General features: G+C 48.0%; 17 protein-coding genes and 1 riboswitch. Of the genes, 2 read left to right on the top strand and 15 right to left on the bottom strand.

The window, feature by feature from the left end:
• Positions 1 to 2 precede the first annotated feature (2 nt).
• The 8 genes from def to JNUCC21_RS08230 all read right to left on the bottom strand — a co-directional run bounded on the left by def (position 3) and on the right by JNUCC21_RS08230 (position 9,032).
• Entirely contained in the window at positions 3 to 485 is a 483-nt protein-coding gene (gene def / locus JNUCC21_RS08265) for a peptide deformylase (RefSeq protein ID WP_012117530.1), read from the bottom strand.
• A 24-nt stretch (positions 486 to 509) separates the two neighbouring features.
• Positions 510 to 2,921: a primosomal protein N' gene (gene priA / locus JNUCC21_RS08260; RefSeq protein ID WP_369878735.1), complete on the bottom strand. Its 2,412-nt coding sequence runs from the start codon at positions 2,919 to 2,921 to the stop codon at positions 510 to 512.
• Positions 2,918 to 4,138 (bottom strand): bifunctional phosphopantothenoylcysteine decarboxylase/phosphopantothenate--cysteine ligase CoaBC, encoded by a 1,221-nt coding sequence (gene coaBC, locus JNUCC21_RS08255; RefSeq protein ID WP_003154345.1) that lies wholly within the window; start codon positions 4,136 to 4,138, stop codon positions 2,918 to 2,920. Before coaBC ends, priA begins: the two co-directional genes overlap by 4 nt.
• Before the next feature lie 90 nt (positions 4,139 to 4,228).
• On the bottom strand, positions 4,229 to 4,432 hold the full coding sequence (gene rpoZ, locus JNUCC21_RS08250; protein ID WP_003154346.1) for a DNA-directed RNA polymerase subunit omega: 204 nt from the start codon (positions 4,430 to 4,432) through the stop codon (positions 4,229 to 4,231).
• A gap of 3 nt (positions 4,433 to 4,435) precedes the next feature.
• Positions 4,436 to 5,050, bottom strand: a complete 615-nt coding sequence (gene gmk, locus JNUCC21_RS08245) for a guanylate kinase (RefSeq protein WP_003154347.1) — start codon at positions 5,048 to 5,050, stop codon at positions 4,436 to 4,438.
• Between the two features lie 7 nt (positions 5,051 to 5,057).
• Positions 5,058 to 5,327: an extracellular matrix/biofilm regulator RemA gene (gene remA / locus JNUCC21_RS08240; RefSeq protein ID WP_003154355.1), complete on the bottom strand. Its 270-nt coding sequence runs from the start codon at positions 5,325 to 5,327 to the stop codon at positions 5,058 to 5,060.
• Positions 5,328 to 5,403: 76 nt separating this feature from the next.
• Positions 5,404 to 6,279, bottom strand: coding sequence for a YicC/YloC family endoribonuclease (locus JNUCC21_RS08235; protein ID WP_007409745.1), 876 nt, complete (start codon positions 6,277 to 6,279; stop codon positions 5,404 to 5,406).
• Positions 6,280 to 6,359: 80 nt separating this feature from the next.
• Entirely contained in the window at positions 6,360 to 9,032 is a 2,673-nt protein-coding gene (locus JNUCC21_RS08230; protein WP_025284709.1) for a calcium-translocating P-type ATPase, SERCA-type, read from the bottom strand.
• 119 nt (positions 9,033 to 9,151) lie between these two features.
• Here JNUCC21_RS08230 and JNUCC21_RS08225 point away from each other — a divergent pair, with 119 nt between their 5' ends.
• On the top strand, positions 9,152 to 10,858 hold the full coding sequence (locus tag JNUCC21_RS08225) for an NFACT family protein (protein WP_369878734.1): 1,707 nt from the start codon (positions 9,152 to 9,154) through the stop codon (positions 10,856 to 10,858).
• Positions 10,859 to 11,380: 522 nt separating this feature from the next.
• Positions 11,381 to 12,531 (top strand): IS3 family transposase gene (locus tag JNUCC21_RS08220; protein WP_369878733.1). Its coding sequence is split into 2 segments (ribosomal slippage): positions 11,381 to 11,654 and positions 11,654 to 12,531, totalling 1,152 coding nucleotides; the frame shifts between segments, so codons are not numbered across the junction.
• Between the two features lie 58 nt (positions 12,532 to 12,589).
• On the opposite strand, the gene JNUCC21_RS08215 is transcribed toward JNUCC21_RS08220, so the two are convergent.
• From JNUCC21_RS08215 to JNUCC21_RS08185, 7 genes are all read right to left on the bottom strand, one after another.
• On the bottom strand, positions 12,590 to 13,078 hold the full coding sequence (locus JNUCC21_RS08215; RefSeq protein WP_076424117.1) for a bifunctional precorrin-2 dehydrogenase/sirohydrochlorin ferrochelatase: 489 nt from the start codon (positions 13,076 to 13,078) through the stop codon (positions 12,590 to 12,592).
• On the bottom strand, positions 13,059 to 13,844 hold the full coding sequence (locus JNUCC21_RS08210; RefSeq protein WP_369878732.1) for a sirohydrochlorin chelatase: 786 nt from the start codon (positions 13,842 to 13,844) through the stop codon (positions 13,059 to 13,061). The genes JNUCC21_RS08215 and JNUCC21_RS08210 overlap by 20 nt, the downstream gene beginning before the upstream one ends.
• On the bottom strand, positions 13,845 to 14,618 hold the full coding sequence (gene cobA / locus JNUCC21_RS08205) for a uroporphyrinogen-III C-methyltransferase (protein WP_007409740.1): 774 nt from the start codon (positions 14,616 to 14,618) through the stop codon (positions 13,845 to 13,847).
• A gap of 124 nt (positions 14,619 to 14,742) precedes the next feature.
• The gene (gene cysC / locus JNUCC21_RS08200; RefSeq protein ID WP_007611313.1) at positions 14,743 to 15,336 is read right to left on the bottom strand and encodes an adenylyl-sulfate kinase; all 594 of its coding nucleotides are present in this window, start codon (positions 15,334 to 15,336) and stop codon (positions 14,743 to 14,745) included.
• Between the two features lie 13 nt (positions 15,337 to 15,349).
• Positions 15,350 to 16,498, bottom strand: coding sequence for a sulfate adenylyltransferase (sat, locus tag JNUCC21_RS08195; RefSeq protein WP_369878731.1), 1,149 nt, complete (start codon positions 16,496 to 16,498; stop codon positions 15,350 to 15,352).
• A gap of 48 nt (positions 16,499 to 16,546) precedes the next feature.
• Entirely contained in the window at positions 16,547 to 17,611 is a 1,065-nt protein-coding gene (locus JNUCC21_RS08190; RefSeq protein ID WP_015239832.1) for an inorganic phosphate transporter, read from the bottom strand.
• A gap of 12 nt (positions 17,612 to 17,623) precedes the next feature.
• Entirely contained in the window at positions 17,624 to 18,325 is a 702-nt protein-coding gene (locus JNUCC21_RS08185) for a phosphoadenylyl-sulfate reductase (protein WP_003154369.1), read from the bottom strand.
• Positions 18,326 to 18,452: 127 nt separating this feature from the next.
• Positions 18,453 to 18,557: riboswitch (SAM riboswitch) on the bottom strand.
• Between the last annotated feature and the right edge of the window lie 81 nt (positions 18,558 to 18,638).

Below are 18,638 nucleotides of genomic sequence, written 5' to 3'. Positions count from 1 at the left end.
AATCATCCTTCCATTTCTGCCAGTTCTTCTTCAGTGTAGTAAGCCGTAATTTTTGATGTGAATAAAATGCCGTCTAAATGATCCATTTCATGCTGAACGGCTCTGGCCAAAAAACCCTCCGCTTCTAAAATAAACGGTTTTCCTTTACGGTCATAGGCTTTTACCTTTACGTAATCCGGGCGGGTGACATCCCCGTAAACCCCTGGAAAGCTTAAGCAGCCCTCGACTCCGGTCTGTTCACCGCTCTTTTCAAGAATAACCGGATTTACAAGGTCGATCCGGCCGCTTTCTTCACCGATGTCCACGACGGCCGCTCTTTTTAAAATGCCGATTTGCGGCGCGGCGAGGCCGACGCCATCCATTTCGAGCATCGTATCGTACATATCGTCAAGCAGTTTTTTTAATTTTTTATCAAACACTGTCACTTCATCAGCGGGTGTTTCCAGAACCTCCGCCGGGTGTGTGACGATTTTTTTCACAGCCAAAATTTTGCCCTCCAAAAACTAATGTTACATCAGCATGTACGGATTCATATCGATTGAAATCATGACATGCTTTTGCGCAATGTTGCGTTTATAGTGCTCCAGTATCTTTTTCAACTGAATCTGCAACTCGTTTTCCTGTCTGTATTTTATCACGCATTGATAGCGATATCTATCTTTGATCCTGGCGATCGGGGAAGCCGCCGGCCCGAGAATTTTCGTATCAGGCCCGCATCCCGCTCTTAAATAGTTTGTAATCTTTTCTGCGGTGACCGCGGCTTTTGCCGCTTCTTCATGAGAAACGGTCACCAGCGCCACGTAATAATAAGGCGGGTATGACTGGGCCCTTCTGTGCGCCATTTCCTGCTGAAAAAAAGTTTCATAGTCGTGCGTTTTCGTCAGCTGAATGCTGTAATGAGACGGTGTATACGTTTGAATGACCACCGTTCCCGGCTTTTCATGCCGCCCGGCCCGGCCGCTTACCTGCGTCAGCAGCTGGAATGTCTTCTCCGCGGCCCTGAAATCAGGGATGTGAAGCGTCGTATCTGCGCTTAATACTCCCACGAGCGTCACGTTCGGAAAATCAAGCCCTTTTGCGATCATTTGCGTACCGAGCAGGATATCCGCCTTCCCTTCACCGAACGCTGACAACAGTTTTTCATGGGCGCCTTTTCTTGAAGTGGTGTCCACATCCATCCTGATCACGCGCGCCTGAGGCAGCACTTTGGTAAGCTCCTCCTCCACACGCTGCGTTCCCGTGCCGAAAAAGCGGATATGTTCGCTGCCGCATTCCGGGCATGTTCCCGGGACAGGTTCCTCATGGCCGCAGTAATGGCATTTCAGCCTTTGTCCGTAGCGGTGATAAGTCATCGAAATGTCGCAATGCGGACATTGCGGCACATAACCGCAGTCCCGGCACATCACAAACGAGGAATACCCCCGTTTATTCAGAAAAAGGACGGCCTGCTCTTTTTTTGCAAGCTTCTCTTCCAGCTGTTCCATCAGTTCTCTTGAAAACATTGATCTGTTGCCGTTTCTCAGTTCTTCTCTCATATCAACGAGAGAAACGTCAGGCATGAGCTGGCGATTCACGCGATGTTTTAACGGAAGCAGCTCATAAACGCCTTTTTTCGCCCGCGCAAATGACTCCAATGTCGGCGTGGCGCTCCCGAGGACGACCGGACAGCTGTGATGCTCGGCCCGGCGGATGGCTACGTCCTTTGCATGATACCGCGGCATTTCCTCCTGCTTATAGGAAGATTCGTGCTCTTCATCAATAATGATCATGCCGAGATTTTCAAACGGGGCAAAGATGGCCGATCTGGCTCCGACGACAAGCCGGACTTCCTTGCGCTGAATCTTCCGCCATTCATCGTATTTTTCACCTGTGGATAATCCGCTGTGCATGACCGCAACCTGTGAGCCGAAGCGGCCTTTAAAACGGTTGACCATTTGCGGTGTCAACGAGATTTCCGGAACGAGCACGATGGCTTCTTGTCCTTTTGCCAGCACTTTCTCAATGGATTGCAGGTAAATTTCCGTTTTGCCGCTTCCCGTGACGCCGTGAAGCAGAAAGACGTGATGGACATGATCGGCTACAGCTTGTTTAATCGGCTCAAAAGCGGCCTGCTGCTCTTCTGTAAGAGAGAGCGGCTCTGTTTTTTTGAACATTCTGTCCTGATAAGGATCGCGGTAAACCTCCTCAAAGCTTTCCGTAAGAAGCCCCTTTTTAAGAAGTGTTTTCAGCGTCGCGGAACTGGAATCGGTCTTTTTGCAAAGTTCGGCCGCGGAAATCTTTGCTCCCCCGCCGATAAAATAAGTAAGCACGGCGAGCTGTTTAGAAGCCTGCTTTGTCAATGAATCTGCGTGCCGGGCGAGTTCTTCTTTGTCCGCCCCCGCTTCGATCATGCGGATCATTTTTTTATTCGTTTTTTGGGCGACTTTATATGTGACATCAATGCTTCCTTTGCGCACGAATTTTTGAAGTGACGAAAGAATGCTTTCATCGGTAATATCCGAGTACAGAAGACTTTTTTGATTCCTGAAAAGCTGTTTGATGTCCGGTGTCAGCGTTTCTTCGTCAACGACTTTCAGCTCTTTCTCGTACTTCGCCTTCAGTGCGGCGGGCAGCATTGCCTGAAGCGCCGTGATTTTAAACGACAGCGTTTTGTCAGAAAGCCATGAAGACAGCTGCACCAGTTCCTCAGTCAGAACGGGCGTCAAATCAAGAAGCTTCTCGACTTCCTTCATTGAGCCGCCGTTTAATTCAGACGAATCTTTCAAACCGGTCACAAATCCTTGAAGCTTGCGCGGGCCAAACGGGACAATCACCCGCATGCCGACTTCGATCATCCCTTTTAAATGATCGGGAATTTTGTAATCAAAGGGTCTGTCAATGTTTTTAGAGCTGACATCGACAATGACTTCTGCTACATTCATACGGGTTTTCGGTCCTCGGCTTTCAAAGCGGTCATTTCCTTCAGCATTTCAAAGGAAACGTCAAGTTTAGACATAAGCGCAAGCTCCCGTTTTCTTCCGTCCCGGAAATAGAAGGTGACGACATTCGTATCCGTGCCAAATCCGGCCCCTTCTGCTTTCACATCATTCGCAACGATCATATCAAGGTTTTTCTGTTCGAGTTTTCTGCGCGCATAGCGTTCGACGTCTTGCGTTTCAGCCGCAAATCCGACCAGCAGCTGGTGTGTTTTCCGTTCGCCGAGTTCTTTCAGTATGTCTGCCGTACGGTTGAATTCGATCACGAGCGAACCGTCTTTCTTCTTCATTTTGTGATCAGAAACAGCCGCCGGCGTAAAATCGGCCACGGCCGCCGTCTTAATCACCATGTCGCATGAATCAAACACAGAAAGCACGGCTTCTCTCATATCAGCTGCCGATTGCACAGGAAGAAACTGATACAGCCCGACTGGCGGCTCTATTGACACCGGGCCTGAAATCAGCGTCACCCGCGCCCCGAGACGGACGGCGGCTTCAGCAGCGGCGTAGCCCATTTTGCCGGTGGATTTATTTGTGAAGAAGCGGACAGGGTCCACGGCTTCGCGCGTCGGACCGGCCGTAATGACAATATGTTTTCCTTTCAGCGGCGCATCGTCTTCAGGCTCCTTAAAATGCTCTCTGACACGCTCAACAATAAGCTCCGGCTCCTCCAGCCTTCCTTTGCCGACATATCCGCATGCCAAATAGCCTTCACTCGGTTCGATAAAGCGGACCCCGTCCTGATAAAGCACAGAGATGTTCCGTTTCACCGCCGGATGATCATACATATGGACATTCATCGCAGGCGCCACCCAGACCGGGGCCTCAGCCGCCAGCACCGTCGTTGTGAGCATATCGTCAGCAATTCCGTTGGCAAGCTTGCCGATGATATTTGCCGTAGCGGGCGCGACAATAATTAAATCCGCCCAGTCAGCGGCATCAATATGAGAAATCACCTTCGGATTTTGTTCATTAAATGTATCTGTATATACTTCATTCCGGCTCAGCGCCTGAAATGTCAGCGGAGAAACAAACTCACGCGCGGACTCAGTCATAATCACTTTGACGTTTGCGCCGGCCTGAACCAGCTTGCTCGTGAGTGCGGAAGCTTTATAAACGGCAATTCCTCCGCTTACGCATAGCAAAATGTTTCGGTTTTTCATGAAGTCTTCTCCCCTTTATGAAAGCATTGGACAAATCCCAAACGGAAAAAAATAACAACCTATGTAGAGATAGGTTGCTACGTGTGCTTGTTATTCGCTGTCTTCTCTTTCAAACGAAAGCAGGCCCGCGTCAATTTCTTCTAAAGCTTTGCCTACATATTTGTGAGAAATGGTATGTTCAATCTGCTGGTCTTTTTTGATCTGCATTTCACGCGCGCGTCTTGCAGACACGGTCACCAGCGTATATTTAGAATCTAATTTATTCATTAAAGAGTCAATTGACGGATCTAACATAAGTTATTCTACCTCCAGCATTTTCTTATATCTCGGAGCGACGCGTTCACGTTTTAAGTGCTCGGCGAGAACGATTGCGTTAATCTTATCACAAGCCGTTTGGATATCGTCGTTTTCAACGACATAATCATACGCGTCCATCATTTCGATTTCAGCTTTTGCGGCATTCATTCTGTTTTCGATTAAATCGTCGGTTTCAGTTCCTCTTGTCACGATTCTGTTTTTCAGCTCAGAAAGACTCGGCGGCGCTAAGAAGATAAACAGGCCTTCCGGAAATGCATTCCGCACTTGGAGCGCGCCCTGCACTTCAATCTCTAAGAAGACGTCTTTTCCTTCTTGAAGCGTCTGTTCGACATAATCAACGGGCGTCCCGTAATAGTTGCCGACATATTCTGCCCACTCAAGCAGTTTGTTGTTTTCAATCATGCGTTCGAATTCATCTCTAGATTTAAAGAAATAATCGACGCCATCGACTTCGCCCTCTCTCGGGTTTCTCGTCGTGACTGAAATTGAGTATTCAAATTTCGTGTCCTGTTGTGAAAATATTGCTTGCCGAACCGTTCCTTTTCCAACTCCGGAGGGACCTGAGAGAACGATTAATAACCCTCTTTCTTTCATGCGGCAATTACCCCTGCCCTTCATCCATAATTTCTTCTTTCACAGAAAGTCTGTGTGCAACTGTCTCAGGCTGGACGGCAGATAAGATAATGTGATCACTATCCATGACGACAACTGCACGGGTTCTTCGTCCGTATGTAGCGTCTATTAGCATTCCGCGGTCTCTTGCATCCTGGATCATTCGCTTTATTGGCGCAGACTCCGGGCTGACAATCGAAATCATCCGATTGGCGGAGATGATATTGCCAAATCCGATATTAATCAGTTTAATCGTCATCTTCTACGTTCCCCCTGTAAAATAGACGTCTCTAGTGTAACCTGAAGAGGCCGTCTGTAAACAATACGCACAGTCGCTATTCTATATTTTGCACTTGTTCCTTCAATTTTTCAATAGAACTTTTCATTTCAACGACAAGCTTTGTGATTTGATGATCATTGGCTTTTGAGCCGATCGTGTTCGCTTCTCGGTTAAGCTCCTGAACAAGGAAATCAAGTTTGCGGCCGACTGCCCCGCCTTCTTTTAATATATCACGGAATTGAACAAAATGGCTCTTCAATCTGGTAATTTCTTCCGTTATATCAGAACGATCGGCGAAAATGGCGCATTCCGTGATCAGCCTGCTTTCGTCGAGCGCATCCTCCGTCCATTCCTTCATTCGGGCGTAAAGACGCTCGCGGTATTGAATAACAACGGCCGAAGCGCGCTCTTTCACCTGTTCGGACAGCGTCTCAAGCCGCTCAATGTGCAGAAAGCAGTCTTCCGCCAAAAGCCGTCCTTCTTTTTCCCTCATGTCACAAAGTTCCTTTACAGCCAGCTCAGCGGCTTCCCTGATGACTTCTTCAAGCTTGTCATCACGCATCTGTTCTTCGTGTATCTGCGCAATATGTTCAAATTTAAAGAACTCCATTGCATCGGGTTCTGCGGCCAGGCTGTAGCGCTCTTTCATGACGCGTGCGGCGCTCACATATTCATCAAGGAGCTCCCAATCGATGTTCAGGCTTCTTTTTATGAGCGCGTCACTGTTTACAGTGAGAAACAGCTCTACTCTTCCGCGCTGTATATGCTGCAATATCGTTTGTTTCAGCTTATCCTCTACATATAGCAAAGGCCGTGGCAGGCGGGCGTTCACTTCTTTGAACCGGTAATTGACGGATTTCAATTCAACGGTTGCCGAGAGATCGCCTTTTGTGCTGCTTGCGCTGCCGAAGCCTGTCATACTCCGTATCATATGAAACACCCAATTCTTTCCCGTTATCAAAATAAAAGGGCAATAGACATGCTATTACCCCTAGATTATATCATATGGAATTATTTTTTTCTTGTCAAAAGTGAACCCGCCAGCAAAAAAGTAGGTATGCCCGACATACCGATAATCAGCATCCAATCGCCCGGCGTAATCGGCACTGTTTTGAAAATCGGCTGCAGCGGCGGATAATAGATGACGATGACCATCAGGAAGATAGAAGAAATGATGGCCCCGAGCAGATAGATATTTTCAAACGGATTCCGGGAGAAAACAGACGTTTCGCTCCGGCAGTCAAACACGTGTATAAGCTGAGCCAGGACAAGAGTCGCGAATGCAACGGTCTGTGCGTAGGGCAGATTTTCAGGATTGCGGTGATAGACGATGATAAACGCTAAAATGGTTGCAGCTCCGATTAAAAACCCTCTTGATACGACTTTCCAGCCCAGTTTTCTCGCAAACACTCCTTCTTTCGGATGCCGCGGCTTCCGCCTCATCAGGTCTCCTTCCGGCTGATCCATACCGAGGGCCATCGCCGGCAGCCCGTCAGTGACTAAGTTCACCCACAATATCTGAATAGGAACGAGCGGCAGCGGCAGAGCGAGAAGCATCGCAAACAGCATCACTAAAATTTCACCGACGTTGGAGGCGAGCAAATAACGGACGAATTTTCTTATATTTTCATAGATATTCCGTCCCTCTTTTATGGCTGATTTAATCGTAGCAAAGTTATCATCTACCAGAATGAGAGAAGAGGCTTCCTTTGCCACATCCGTTCCCGTCACGCCCATGGCAACACCGATATCTGCCTGCTTTATGGCCGGCGCGTCATTAACCCCGTCTCCCGTCATGGCGACGACGTGTCCGTTTTCCTGGAACGCTTTGACAATTTTCAATTTATGTTCAGGCGACACGCGTGCGAAGACGTAGACATCATCGACCGTTTCGATAAGTTCTTTCTCCGTAAGCTCATTCAGCGTCTTGCCGTCCATCACACGCCCCTTTTTCGGAAGAAGACGCAAATCTTTTGCAATGGCCTTTGCCGTTTCGACGTGATCCCCTGTGATCATAACCGTTTTAATGCCGGCTTCACGGCATTCTTTAATCGCCTGTCTGACCTCCGGACGGGGCGGATCAATCATGCCTGACAAGCCGAGTATCGTCAGATTTTTTTCCGCCTGCTCCATTGTCGGCTTTTCTCCGGGCTTAAGCGGTTTATAAGCAATCGCGATCGTACGCAAAGCTTGCGACGCCAGCTCTTTCAGAACCGCTTCCGTTTCTGCTTTCTTTTCTCCTGAAAATGGCGCGCTTCTTGCATCGTACATCAGATGTGACGAGCGGTCAATCAGCACATCGGGCGCTCCTTTAGTGATGACGAACTGCTTTTTTTCCTGATCCTCTACAATGACGGTCATCATTTTGCGGACGGAGTCAAACGGAAACTCGGCAACCACGCGGTAGTGCCCGCTGAGCCAATCGTTTGAATAGCCGCCCTTTCTTGCAGCCGTCAGCAGCGCTCCTTCTGTCGGATCGCCGTCGAGTACATAATGGCCGTCTTTCAGTGCGATTTCGGATGTGTTGCACAACGCGCCGAAAACCAGCATCTGTTCAAGAATCTTCTCATCTTTCGGCTTGATTTCCCGCTCATCTCGGGTGAAAACGCCCTCCGGCTCATAGCCGATGCCTGACACTTTAAATGTTTTTCCCCCTGACCACATATGGGTGACGGTCATTTTGTTTTGTGTCAGCGTGCCGGTTTTATCAGAACAAATGACAGAGGCGCAGCCCAATGTTTCAACCGCCGGGAGCTTTCTGACAATTGATTTTTGTTTGATCATGCGCTGGACGCCGATTGATAATGCCACCGTAACAATGGCGGGAAGCCCTTCCGGAATCGCGGCGACGGCCAATGACACCCCGGCCAAAAACATGCTGTAAAGCTCATGTCCCTGTAAGACGCCGACTGCAACGACCAATACCGTTAAAAGGAGCGCGACGATAATTAAAATTTTGCCGAGCTCTTCAAGTCTTCGCTGCAGCGGTGTTGAAAGGCTGCCGGCGGATTCCAGCATATCGGCGATTTTCCCCATTGCCGTATTCATTCCTGTACCGACGACGACGCCGACACCGCTGCCGCGCGTTACGATCGTACCCATAAACGCCATATTGCTGATGTCGCCTAACGAAACATCCGGCTTTCTCAGTTTATCAGCTTGTTTAACCACCGGAATTGATTCCCCGGTCAGCGCCGATTCCTCAATTTCAAGGCTTTTCGCTTCAACGATCCGCACATCCGCGCCAATCCGGTCGCCGCTTGAAAATTTCATGATATCGCCGGGAACGAGCTCCTTGGACTGAATTTTCTTCCAGCTCCCGTCCCGCAACGCTGACACATACGGAGTTGACAGCTCTTTTAATGCGTGTAAAGACTTTTCCGCCCGCCGCTCTTGAAAAAAACCGAGAACCCCATTGACAAATACAATCGCCATAATCGCTACGGCATCTACATATTCGCCTAAAAACCCGGATATTAAGGTTGCCGCCAGCAGCACGAGCACCATAAAATCTTTAAATTGGGCGAAAAACACGGCGATCGCCGGTGTCCTCTTGCCCTCCTGAAGCTCGTTCGGTCCGTGCTTTTCAAGGCGTTTTTTCACCTCTTTTTCGGTCAACCCCTGTTTAATGGACGTATTTGTTGCTTTCAGCAAATCGGTTTGTCCCATTTCATGAAACTTCATTCTTCTCGTCCACTCCCCTGCCTCGCTTTAGAGATGTCACTCTGTAAACAAGCTTATTCTGACTCGTCCCTTTTCATGCTATAATTATCGAATGCAGGAAGAAGGAAAGGGTGTTTTATATGTCTTTTGATGGCATGTTTACATACGGAATGACACATGAATTAAACAGCCGGATCGCCGGAGGCCGGATTACGAGAGTCCATCAGCCTTTTAAGCACGATGTGATATTCCATATCCGCGCTAACGGAAAAAACCATAAATTATTATTATCGGCGCATCCGAGCTATTCACGGGTGCACATGACAAACCAGGCCTATGAAAATCCGAGCGAGCCGCCGATGTTTTGTATGCTGCTCAGAAAGCATATAGAAGGCGGATTTATTGAGAAAATAGAACAGGCCGGATTAGACCGGATTATGATATTCCAGATAAAAAGCAGAAATGAAATCGGCGACGAAACCGTCAGAACGCTGTATGTTGAAATTATGGGGCGGCACAGCAATATTATTCTGACTGACGGAGAAGGAGCCATCATCGACGGGCTGAAGCATTTATCTCCGTCGATGAACAGCTACCGGACCGTTCTGCCGGGCTATGATTACAAGCTTCCTCCCGCTCAGGAAAAAATTTCGCCGCTGGCCGCGGATGAAGAGGACGTTTTGCGTTATCTCAGTTTTCAGGAAGGACGGCTTGACCAGCAGATCGTCAGACACTTCTCCGGTGTTTCTCCGCTGTTTGCAAAAGAAGCCGTGCACAGAGCGGGCCTCGCTAACAAAATAACGCTGCCGAAGACGCTGATTGAAATGTTCCATGCCGTGAAAGATTGCAGGTTTACACCGAACATTACGACAGCCGGCGGAAAGGAATACTTTTATCTCCTGTCTCTCACACATGTAAACGGTGAGGAGCGCACCTTTCACTCACTGAGTGAGCTGTTGGACCGGTTTTATTTCGGCAAGGCGGAACGCGACCGCGTCAAACAGCAGGCTCAGGATCTCGAGCGGTTTGTCGCAAACGAACGGAAAAAGAACGCCAATAAGATTAAAAAGCTGGAAAAGACACTCGACTACTCAGAGAATGCGAAGAAATTCCAGCTATACGGCGAGCTGCTGACGGCGAATTTGTATATGCTGAAAAAAGGTGACAAAGAAGCGGAAGTCATCAATTATTATGATGAAGAAAGTAAGACGGTGACGATCCCTTTAAATCCGAACAAAACACCGTCAGAAAACGCGCAGATGTATTTTACAAAGTATCAAAAGGCGAAGAATTCCGTCGAGGTGGTAAAAGAACAGATCCGTCTGGCCGAGGAGGAAATCGCTTATTTCGATCAGCTGATCCAGCAGCTCTCCTCCGCCTCCACAAAGGATATTCACGAAATAAGGGAGGAGCTCGTGGAAGGCAAATATCTGCGACCGAAACAGCAGCGAGGACAGAAAAAACAGAAGCAGCACGTCCCTGTTTTGGAGCAATATGAATCTTCACGGGGGTTGACGATTCTTGTCGGCAAAAACAATAAACAAAATGAGTACTTAACGACAAAAGCTGCCGCAAGGGATGATTTATGGTTCCACACGAAAGACATTCCCGGTTCCCACGTTGTGATTAAAAGCAGCGATCCGGATGAACAATCCATACTGGAGGCGGCTGCGATCGCCGCTTATTTTTCCAAGGCGAAAGATTCCGGCTCCGTTCCCGTTGATTATACAAAAATCAGACACGTGAAAAAGCCAAACGGCGCAAAGCCCGGATTTGTCACCTATGACAGCCAGCATACCGTATTTGTCACACCTGATGCCGACCTTGTCATACGGCTGAAAAAATAAACGCACCTCCAAGCTGAAACCCGCACTCAGCTTGGAGGTGTTTTTTATTACGTATAAACGGAGACGAAACTCTCCCAGCCGTCAGAACCGATCTATACAGTATCTGATCAGTTTCCCGTCATGTCTGCCTGATCCGCTGGGGCCGTCTCTGATTAAAACGGTCACACCTGATTTGGCGGCGGATACTGTCACCTTCCCTCGCCAAATCTGAACACATCCGGGCAGTCAATATAATCATGCCGGGTCTCTGACCGTTCCTTTGCATGCGGGCGGAGTCCAGGCGGCATTGGGATCAGATACATATTCCGCATCACTTCGCAATCCTGACCGCTTGCCGGCATATACCGTTCAAACTGCCCGCTTTCGTTTTGAATTGTTCACATTCGGGGACTGTGAGGACAGTATAAAAAACACCCTGCCTGATGACAGGGACTGACCCCATAAGATGAGACAAATAAAAACACCTTCAAGTTTGAATACGGATGATTGTTATCCGAAATTAGACTTGGAGGTGTTTTTTCTATGGGGACAAGAGTGAGTTATCCGGTTGAAGCGAAACAGAAGGCTGTAGAAATGAGATTGGCAGGCGTACCTATGAAAGAGATCATACAGGAGTTGAATATTAAGAATAAGACACAGGTTCAGACATGGGTTAGATGGTATAAGGCTGGTGATACACATCGATTCGAACAGCCTGTTGGAAAGCAATACACTTACGGAAAAGGTCAGGAGTATTCTTCCGATTTAGAGAAACTGCAGGCAGAGATTCGTTACCTGAGACAACAGAATGAAGTTTTAAAAAAGTACAACGAATTGGAAAGGAAGTTGATAGCGAAACGTCAGTCGAACTTGTAGAAATATTGCACAGCACAATGACCGTACAGGATATCTGTATTCATTTAGGTATCTCTCGAGCGTCTTATTATCGTTGGAAGAAGAATCTGATGAAGGATCATCCCAAGCGCCATTTGGAAAAACAAATCGGCACGTTGTGCCGAGAGCACAAGTATCGATATGGATATCGAAAAATCACAGCCATACTAAAAAAGAGAATGTGTATTAACCATAAAACGGTTCAACGTATTATGCAGAAAAATCAATGGCAGTGTCGGGTTAAGGTGAAAAAGCGCAAGAAGGATGGGCAGCCATATGCCGTGGTCGATAATATATTGGATCGGAACTTTCAGTCTGATCGTCCTCTTGAAAAACTAGTAACGGACATCACATATTTGCCTTATGGACAGAAACAATTGTACCTTTCCAGTATATTAGATTTATACAATGGAGAAGTGATTGCTTTTACTATTGAGGATAAGCAGGACACAGCCTTTGTCTTAGACACACTTGATCAGCTACCAATGCTGCCTGAGAACTGCGTGTTACATAGTGACCAAGGTTCTGTGTATACATCTTACGAGTATCAAAAAGCTGTTAAAACAAAAGGCATTACCATGAGCATGTCCCGCAAAGGGACGCCCGCTGATAATGCCTCCATCGAATCGTTTCATTCCTCGCTAAAGTCTGAAACGTTCTATCTTAACAGCATTGATCGAACTACGACTGCCATCGTAGAACGTACTGTCATAGAATACATTCATTATTATAACAATATTCGTATTCAAACCAAACTAAACAACCAATCACCGATAAACTATCGGCAATTGGCTGTTTAAAAGGTGTTTTGACCCCTGTCTCAAAAACGGGGGGCAGTCCCGACAGACAAGGTGTTTTTTATGGTCTTCTTCTTTTCTCAAATAATCGATCCACTTCTTCAGCCAAATCAGCAGTAATGAGAGGCTCTAAGTCCTCAGCCAGTCTTTTCGTATGTGCCGGGCTTGCGCCGCTTGTTGATACGGATACTTGAATGCGCCCTTTGCGGATGATCTTCGGCATATACACGCTGCCCTGTTCAGCATCGCTTACACAATTGACCAGCTGCGTTTCAGAAGCGCTCGCGGCTATCTCCTGATTCACGCTGCGGTCATTTGTCGCGGCAATGATGAAGAAAGCGGGCGCGAGATCCTTCATTTCAATTTTACGGGAAACCCAGCGGATACGTCCTTCATCCGCCAGCTGTTTAATTTCGGGCAGGGCATCGGGACTGATTACAGTAATATCCGCGCCTTCCGGAAGCACCGTTTTTAGCCTTCTTAAGGCAACATTGCCCCCGCCCGCGATGATAATTCTTTTTCCGCTTAAATTAATGTGCAGAGGCAGCATACTGTCCCCCCTTAAAATCAAACTGACCGCCGGGATTTCGAACAGCTTCTGACACACGGTTCAAAAACGCCTGCTTAATATGCGGGTGAAAACCTAAGTATGAAGCGAGATGAACATTTTGATTGACCGTTTGAAGCTTTTGAACTTCCCGTTCAATCTCAGTCATTAAAAGCCCGGTAAACAGAAGATATGGAACGATAAAAACGGGTGCTCCGTCATCCTCTTCAAGGCCGGCAAACACTTCTTTATAGTGCGGATCACATGCTGTTAAAAAACAAGGGATGACTTCTTTAACAGGTGTAATCACCTCAAGTTTTCCGGCAATCTCACTGACTGCGTTCTTAACTGCCGGATCTGTGCTTCCTCTTCCGATCAGCACCACTTTCGCCTGCTCAATGGGCACTCCGGTATCTTCAATGCGATGATGCACCGCTTTTACGACTTCATCGTCCACTCCGATCGGAACACCATATGTCACTTTTATATCGGGATGCAGGGCCGCCGCACGGGCGATTTCAGCCGGAATGTCATGTTTTGCGTGGGCAGCGGTCAACAGCAGCAAAGGCACGGCCGCAATATGAGTGGCGCCTTGTCTGACACATGCTTCAAATCCCGCTTCAATAGACGGTTCCTGCAGTTCTAAAAAACAAATTTCCTGAATGGGAACGTCAGCGTGCGGCATGCACCCTTTTAAAAACGCCGCCGACTCTGTCTGCGCTTTTTTCAGCCTGCTTCCGTGCCCGATGTATAAAATCGCCTGCTTCATTTACAACGCCTCGCTCAAATCCAGATTTTTCTGTTCAGATGCATACCAGTCCAGTTTGCAGTGATAATTGACGACATCGCCGATAACAATTAAGCTCGGGTTTTTGATTTCTTCTTTTATCACTGTGTCTGAAAGCGTGCCGACGGTGCAGACGACTGTTTTTTGCCTGTCCGTCGTTCCCCAATGAATAAAGGCTGCCGGGGTGCCGGCGTCTCTGCCGTTTTCCAGCAGCATTCTTTCAATCTGCCGGATATTTTTAATTCCCATATAAATCACCAGCGTATCAATGCCCGTCGCCAGCGCTTTCCATTTTTCTTCAAAGTCGTCTTCTTGTTTATAATGTCCCGTAACGAATGCGACATTGGAGCTCGCCTCTCTGTGCGTCACGGGAATGCCGGCATAAGCAGCAGCCGCGATTCCTGATGTAATGCCGGGAACGATCTCAAACGGAATGGCGTTTTGTGCGAGAGCCTCCGCTTCTTCGCCTCCGCGGCCGAAAACAAACGGGTCGCCTCCCTTGAGCCTTACAACGGTTTTCCCCTTTTTCGCATACTTCACAAGGAAACGGTTGATCGTATCCTGTTTCATAATGTGAAAATCCGGGAGCTTTCCGCAGTAAATCAGATCCGCTTCTTCTCCGGCATATTGTAAAATCTCTTTGCTTACCAATCTGTCATATAATATAACGTCCGCTTTCTGTATGGCTTTCATTGCCTTCACCGTTAATAAGTCCGGATCTCCCGGACCGGCTCCAACGATAAATACTTTCCCCATAGCATGTCTCCCCGATCCGTTTTGAAATCTTCCCAGAACAGCCGCGAGGCCGCACTTCAGCTATTTTACCATATCCCGCCATTGCGGGGGATATCCGGCTGATTGCGCGGCCTTTTTGGACCTATTATGCTAAGCTGTTTTTCACAAAGTCAACCAGTCTTCCGGTGCATTCTTCGCGTTCACATTTGCCTGAATCAAGTACGAGCTCAGGCGCTTTCGGCTCTTCATACGGTGAGTCGATCCCCGTAAAGAACGGAATTTCACCATTTCTTGCTTTTTTATATAAACCTTTCGGATCGCGCTTTTCACATATATCGAGGTCGCATTTCACATAGATTTCATTAAATTCGCCCTCCGCCACAAGCTCTCTCACCTGATCTCTGTCCTCACGGAACGGAGAAATAAAAGCCGTGATGACGATGGTTCCCTGCTGAACGAAAAGCTTCGCCACTTCCCCGATGCGGCGTATATTTTCCTTGCGGTCATCATCGGAAAAACCTAAGTCCTTGTTTAAGCCGTGGCGGATGTTATCACCATCAAGCACGATGACTTGATAGCCTTGTTCAAACAGCTCGCGCGCTGCGGCGTTTGCAATCGTGGATTTTCCTGAACCGCTTAAGCCCGTCAGCCAGAGGATAGAGCTTTTATGCTTGTTTTTCTGCTGGTATTCTTCTTTCGTTATTGAGGCTTCATGCCACACGATATCACGATTTGTCATTCTATTTTCCTCCTTAAGAAACGCCTGCTTCTTCTTTCGTTTTCAGCCCTTTAATCAACACCTCGACAACTTCAGGACGGCTGAATTCCGCCGGCGGCATGACGCCGCTTCGCAGCATTTCTCTGACCTTTGTTCCTGACAGAATGACGTGGTCTTCTCTGTCATGCGGGCATGTTTTGGCCGTTCCCATGTTGCCGCATTTCTGGCAGAAGAAGCTGTGCTCGAATTTCATCGGTGTAATCCCGAGTTCATCCGCTGTAAATTGATCAAACAGCTCTTGCGCTTCATATGTGCCGTAGTAATCACCGACGCCGGCATGATCGCGGCCGACGATAAAATGCGTGCAGCCGTAGTTTTTGCGGACAAGCGCGTGGAAAATGGCTTCTCTCGGCCCCGCATACCGCATAGCCGCCAAAAATACGCCGAGGAACACGCGGTCTTTCGGATAATAATGATCGAGCAGCACCTGGTAGCTTTCCATTCTGACATCCGCCGGAATGTCATCTGATTTTGTTTCACCGACGAGCGGGTTCAAAAACAGGCCGTCAACCGTCTCAAGCGCGGTTTTTTGGATATATTCGTGGGCGCGGTGGACCGGATTTCTCGTTTGGAAACCGACAATGGTTTTCCAGCCCTTTTCTTCGAAGCTTCGTCTTGTATCGGCAGGTTCAAATGTAAACTCGGGAAACTGCTTTGACGCTTTTTTAACTAATGTGATCGGCCCGCCGACATACGTATCGCCGCGTGAAAATAATTTTTTCACGCCCGGATGCGCGGCATCATCGGTTTTATATACGTGAACGGCTTCTTTTTGTTTATCCGGCGTATAAATATCTTCGATGTCGACTACGCCGTATGTTTCTCCGCCGTAAGTCAGTTTCACCGTGTCGCCGACGGCAAGCTCAGCCGCTTTTTCTGAATCGACCGGAAGCGTGATCGGCAGGGACCAGACAACCCCGGATGCCAGACGCATATTTTCAACGACTGACACGTAATCTTTTTCTGTGAAAAATCCTTCAATCGGGCTGTACCCCCCGATCGCGATCAGCTCTAAATCAGCGAACGAAATCAAATCAAGCTCAATTTCTTTTTGGACGGATGTAAGATCATACTGCTCATTTACCCGATTAATTAATGTTCCTCCGTGCGGTGCTAAACTCATAATACATGATTCCTCCCAGTTAACAGATAAATAAACTCAGATTAATAGTTAAATGCCTCCGCCTTGTTCATGGACAGAGCGTTTCTCTTTTCGGATGGCTTTCATCAGACTGGCGGCTCCGCCAGCTGCCAAAAGCACGCTGGCCATCATAAAGATGGAATAGTAATCTCCTTTTAACAGCAGGGAGACAAGCAAATACGAAATCGACAGTGACAAAAACGGCGAAACGACCCATACTTTGAGCATCGTTTTCACGACTTCTTTATGAAAAACGTTCGGCCCGTTTTTGGCCATTCCGATACCGATAATTGATGATGATGTGACTTGCGCCAATGGGACCGGCAGACCGAAGACGGAACTGATAATGACAAGCCCCGCGCCGGTTCCTGAAAGCAGTATGCCTTCTCCGGCTGAAAATCTCGTAATCTTTTTCCCGTTGGTTTCAAGCACTTTGCGTCCTAAAAGCAGAGCGCCGAGAGCGACAAAGATGCCTCCGTACAGCGTTCCTTTGGACACGCTGAGCACGCCCGCAGCAACCAAAGGGCCCACCGCATTTGCGACATTGTTCATTCCGGCTGAAAAAGCTTCCCAAAACCCCGCAATCAGCAGCACAATCCCTAAAATCTTCTGTTTCCGACTCGAAATGACTCGAATATTCAGAGAACTGAATACCTTCGAGACGAGAAACGTGAAACAGAACGCGACAAACGGTACAAGCACCCAAAAAATCACGATGACCAAAAGATGCTGTAAAAACAATACTTTGTACGCGACGCCGACACCGACAATCGCCCCGACAGTGACCTCACTCGTCGACAGCGGAATGCCGAGCACATTCGCCGTGAATAATGATAGCGCCGCCGATCCGATAATAATGCAGACAATGGTGAGCGTAATGGTTTGTTCGGGAATGATTCCGCCGCTGATCGTCTTAACGACTTCTCCGCCGCCGATAACCGCCCCTGACAGGACTCCGGCCGCGCAGATGATCAGCGCATACGTTTTCTTTTTAACGGCGCCGGACCCATAAGCGACTCCCATTGAAGCCGCGGCTCCGCTTGCTCCGATATTCATGGCAAAAAACAGGCAGAATAAAATAGCGGCTAATTCCATCGTGCAGCTCCTTTATTCATGCAGTCCGCATTCTGTTTTCGCCATGCCGTTCCATCTGCCGCTCCGCAAATCTTCCGCGGTAAACGCAGGTGAAGTGCACGGTTCACAGCCGATGCTCGGATACCCCTGATCATGGAGGATATTGTAATCCAGCTCATGCTTGGAAGTATATCTCCAGATGTCTTTCCATGTCCAATGGATCAGCGGGCATACTTTAATCGATTGAAACTTGTCGTCTTTATTCAGGAAATTCGTATTCGCCCGGCTCGGCCCTTGATCCCGGCGAAGGCCGGACAGCCATGCCGGATGTCCCGCGAGCGCTTCTCTTAACGGCAGAATTTTTCTGATGTAGCAGCACTGGTTCGGTTCTCTTTCCCACAGTTTATCTCCGTGAGCCTCGGCCTGTTCTTCAAGAGTAAGGCTTGGCTTTTTCAGGATAATGTTCAGTCCCGGGTAACGCTCTTTCACTTTTTCGATCGTTTCATATGTTTCTTTAAAGTGAAGACCCGTATCAAGAAACACGATTTCCGCGTCTTTCTTTACTTTAGAAATTAAATCGATCAGGACGATGCCTTCAATCCCGAAGCTGCACGCGTAAACAAGCTGGTCTCCGTAGTGGCCGTATGCCCATTTTAAAACGGACAACGCGCCTTTATAGGAATCGTCTTCCGGAAATGTAATCGCCGGCTCTTCCCATGTGTCATACGTTAGCATTTTTCCTTTCCTCCTCCCGGAGACAATCAAACAGCTGTTGTTTTCTGCCGGTTGTCTTATCCCTCAATCTTTTTTTCATATAAAAAACTTTCAATCCAGCGGAATGAAAGACAGTGACCCGGTATAGCCCTTATCTTCAAAATGCTGTGCATTTTTCTGGATGCGGCACCTTGCATGACACGCAGGTTGCCGGGCGTCATCGGTCCAGTCCCTCAGCCGCTCTTGATAAGCTTTTTAGATTTGTACTAAATTTTAGCACAATTCTAACAGAAGTCAACCCGAGTTTTTTGATAGGAATAATAAAACAGGCCCT

It is taken from the genome of Bacillus sp. JNUCC-21, from assembly GCF_041222765.1.
Taxonomy (GTDB): domain Bacteria; phylum Bacillota; class Bacilli; order Bacillales; family Bacillaceae; genus Bacillus; species Bacillus velezensis.
Note: the sequence above shows the minus strand (reverse complement) of the source record. Positions and strands in the feature narration are given on the sequence as shown.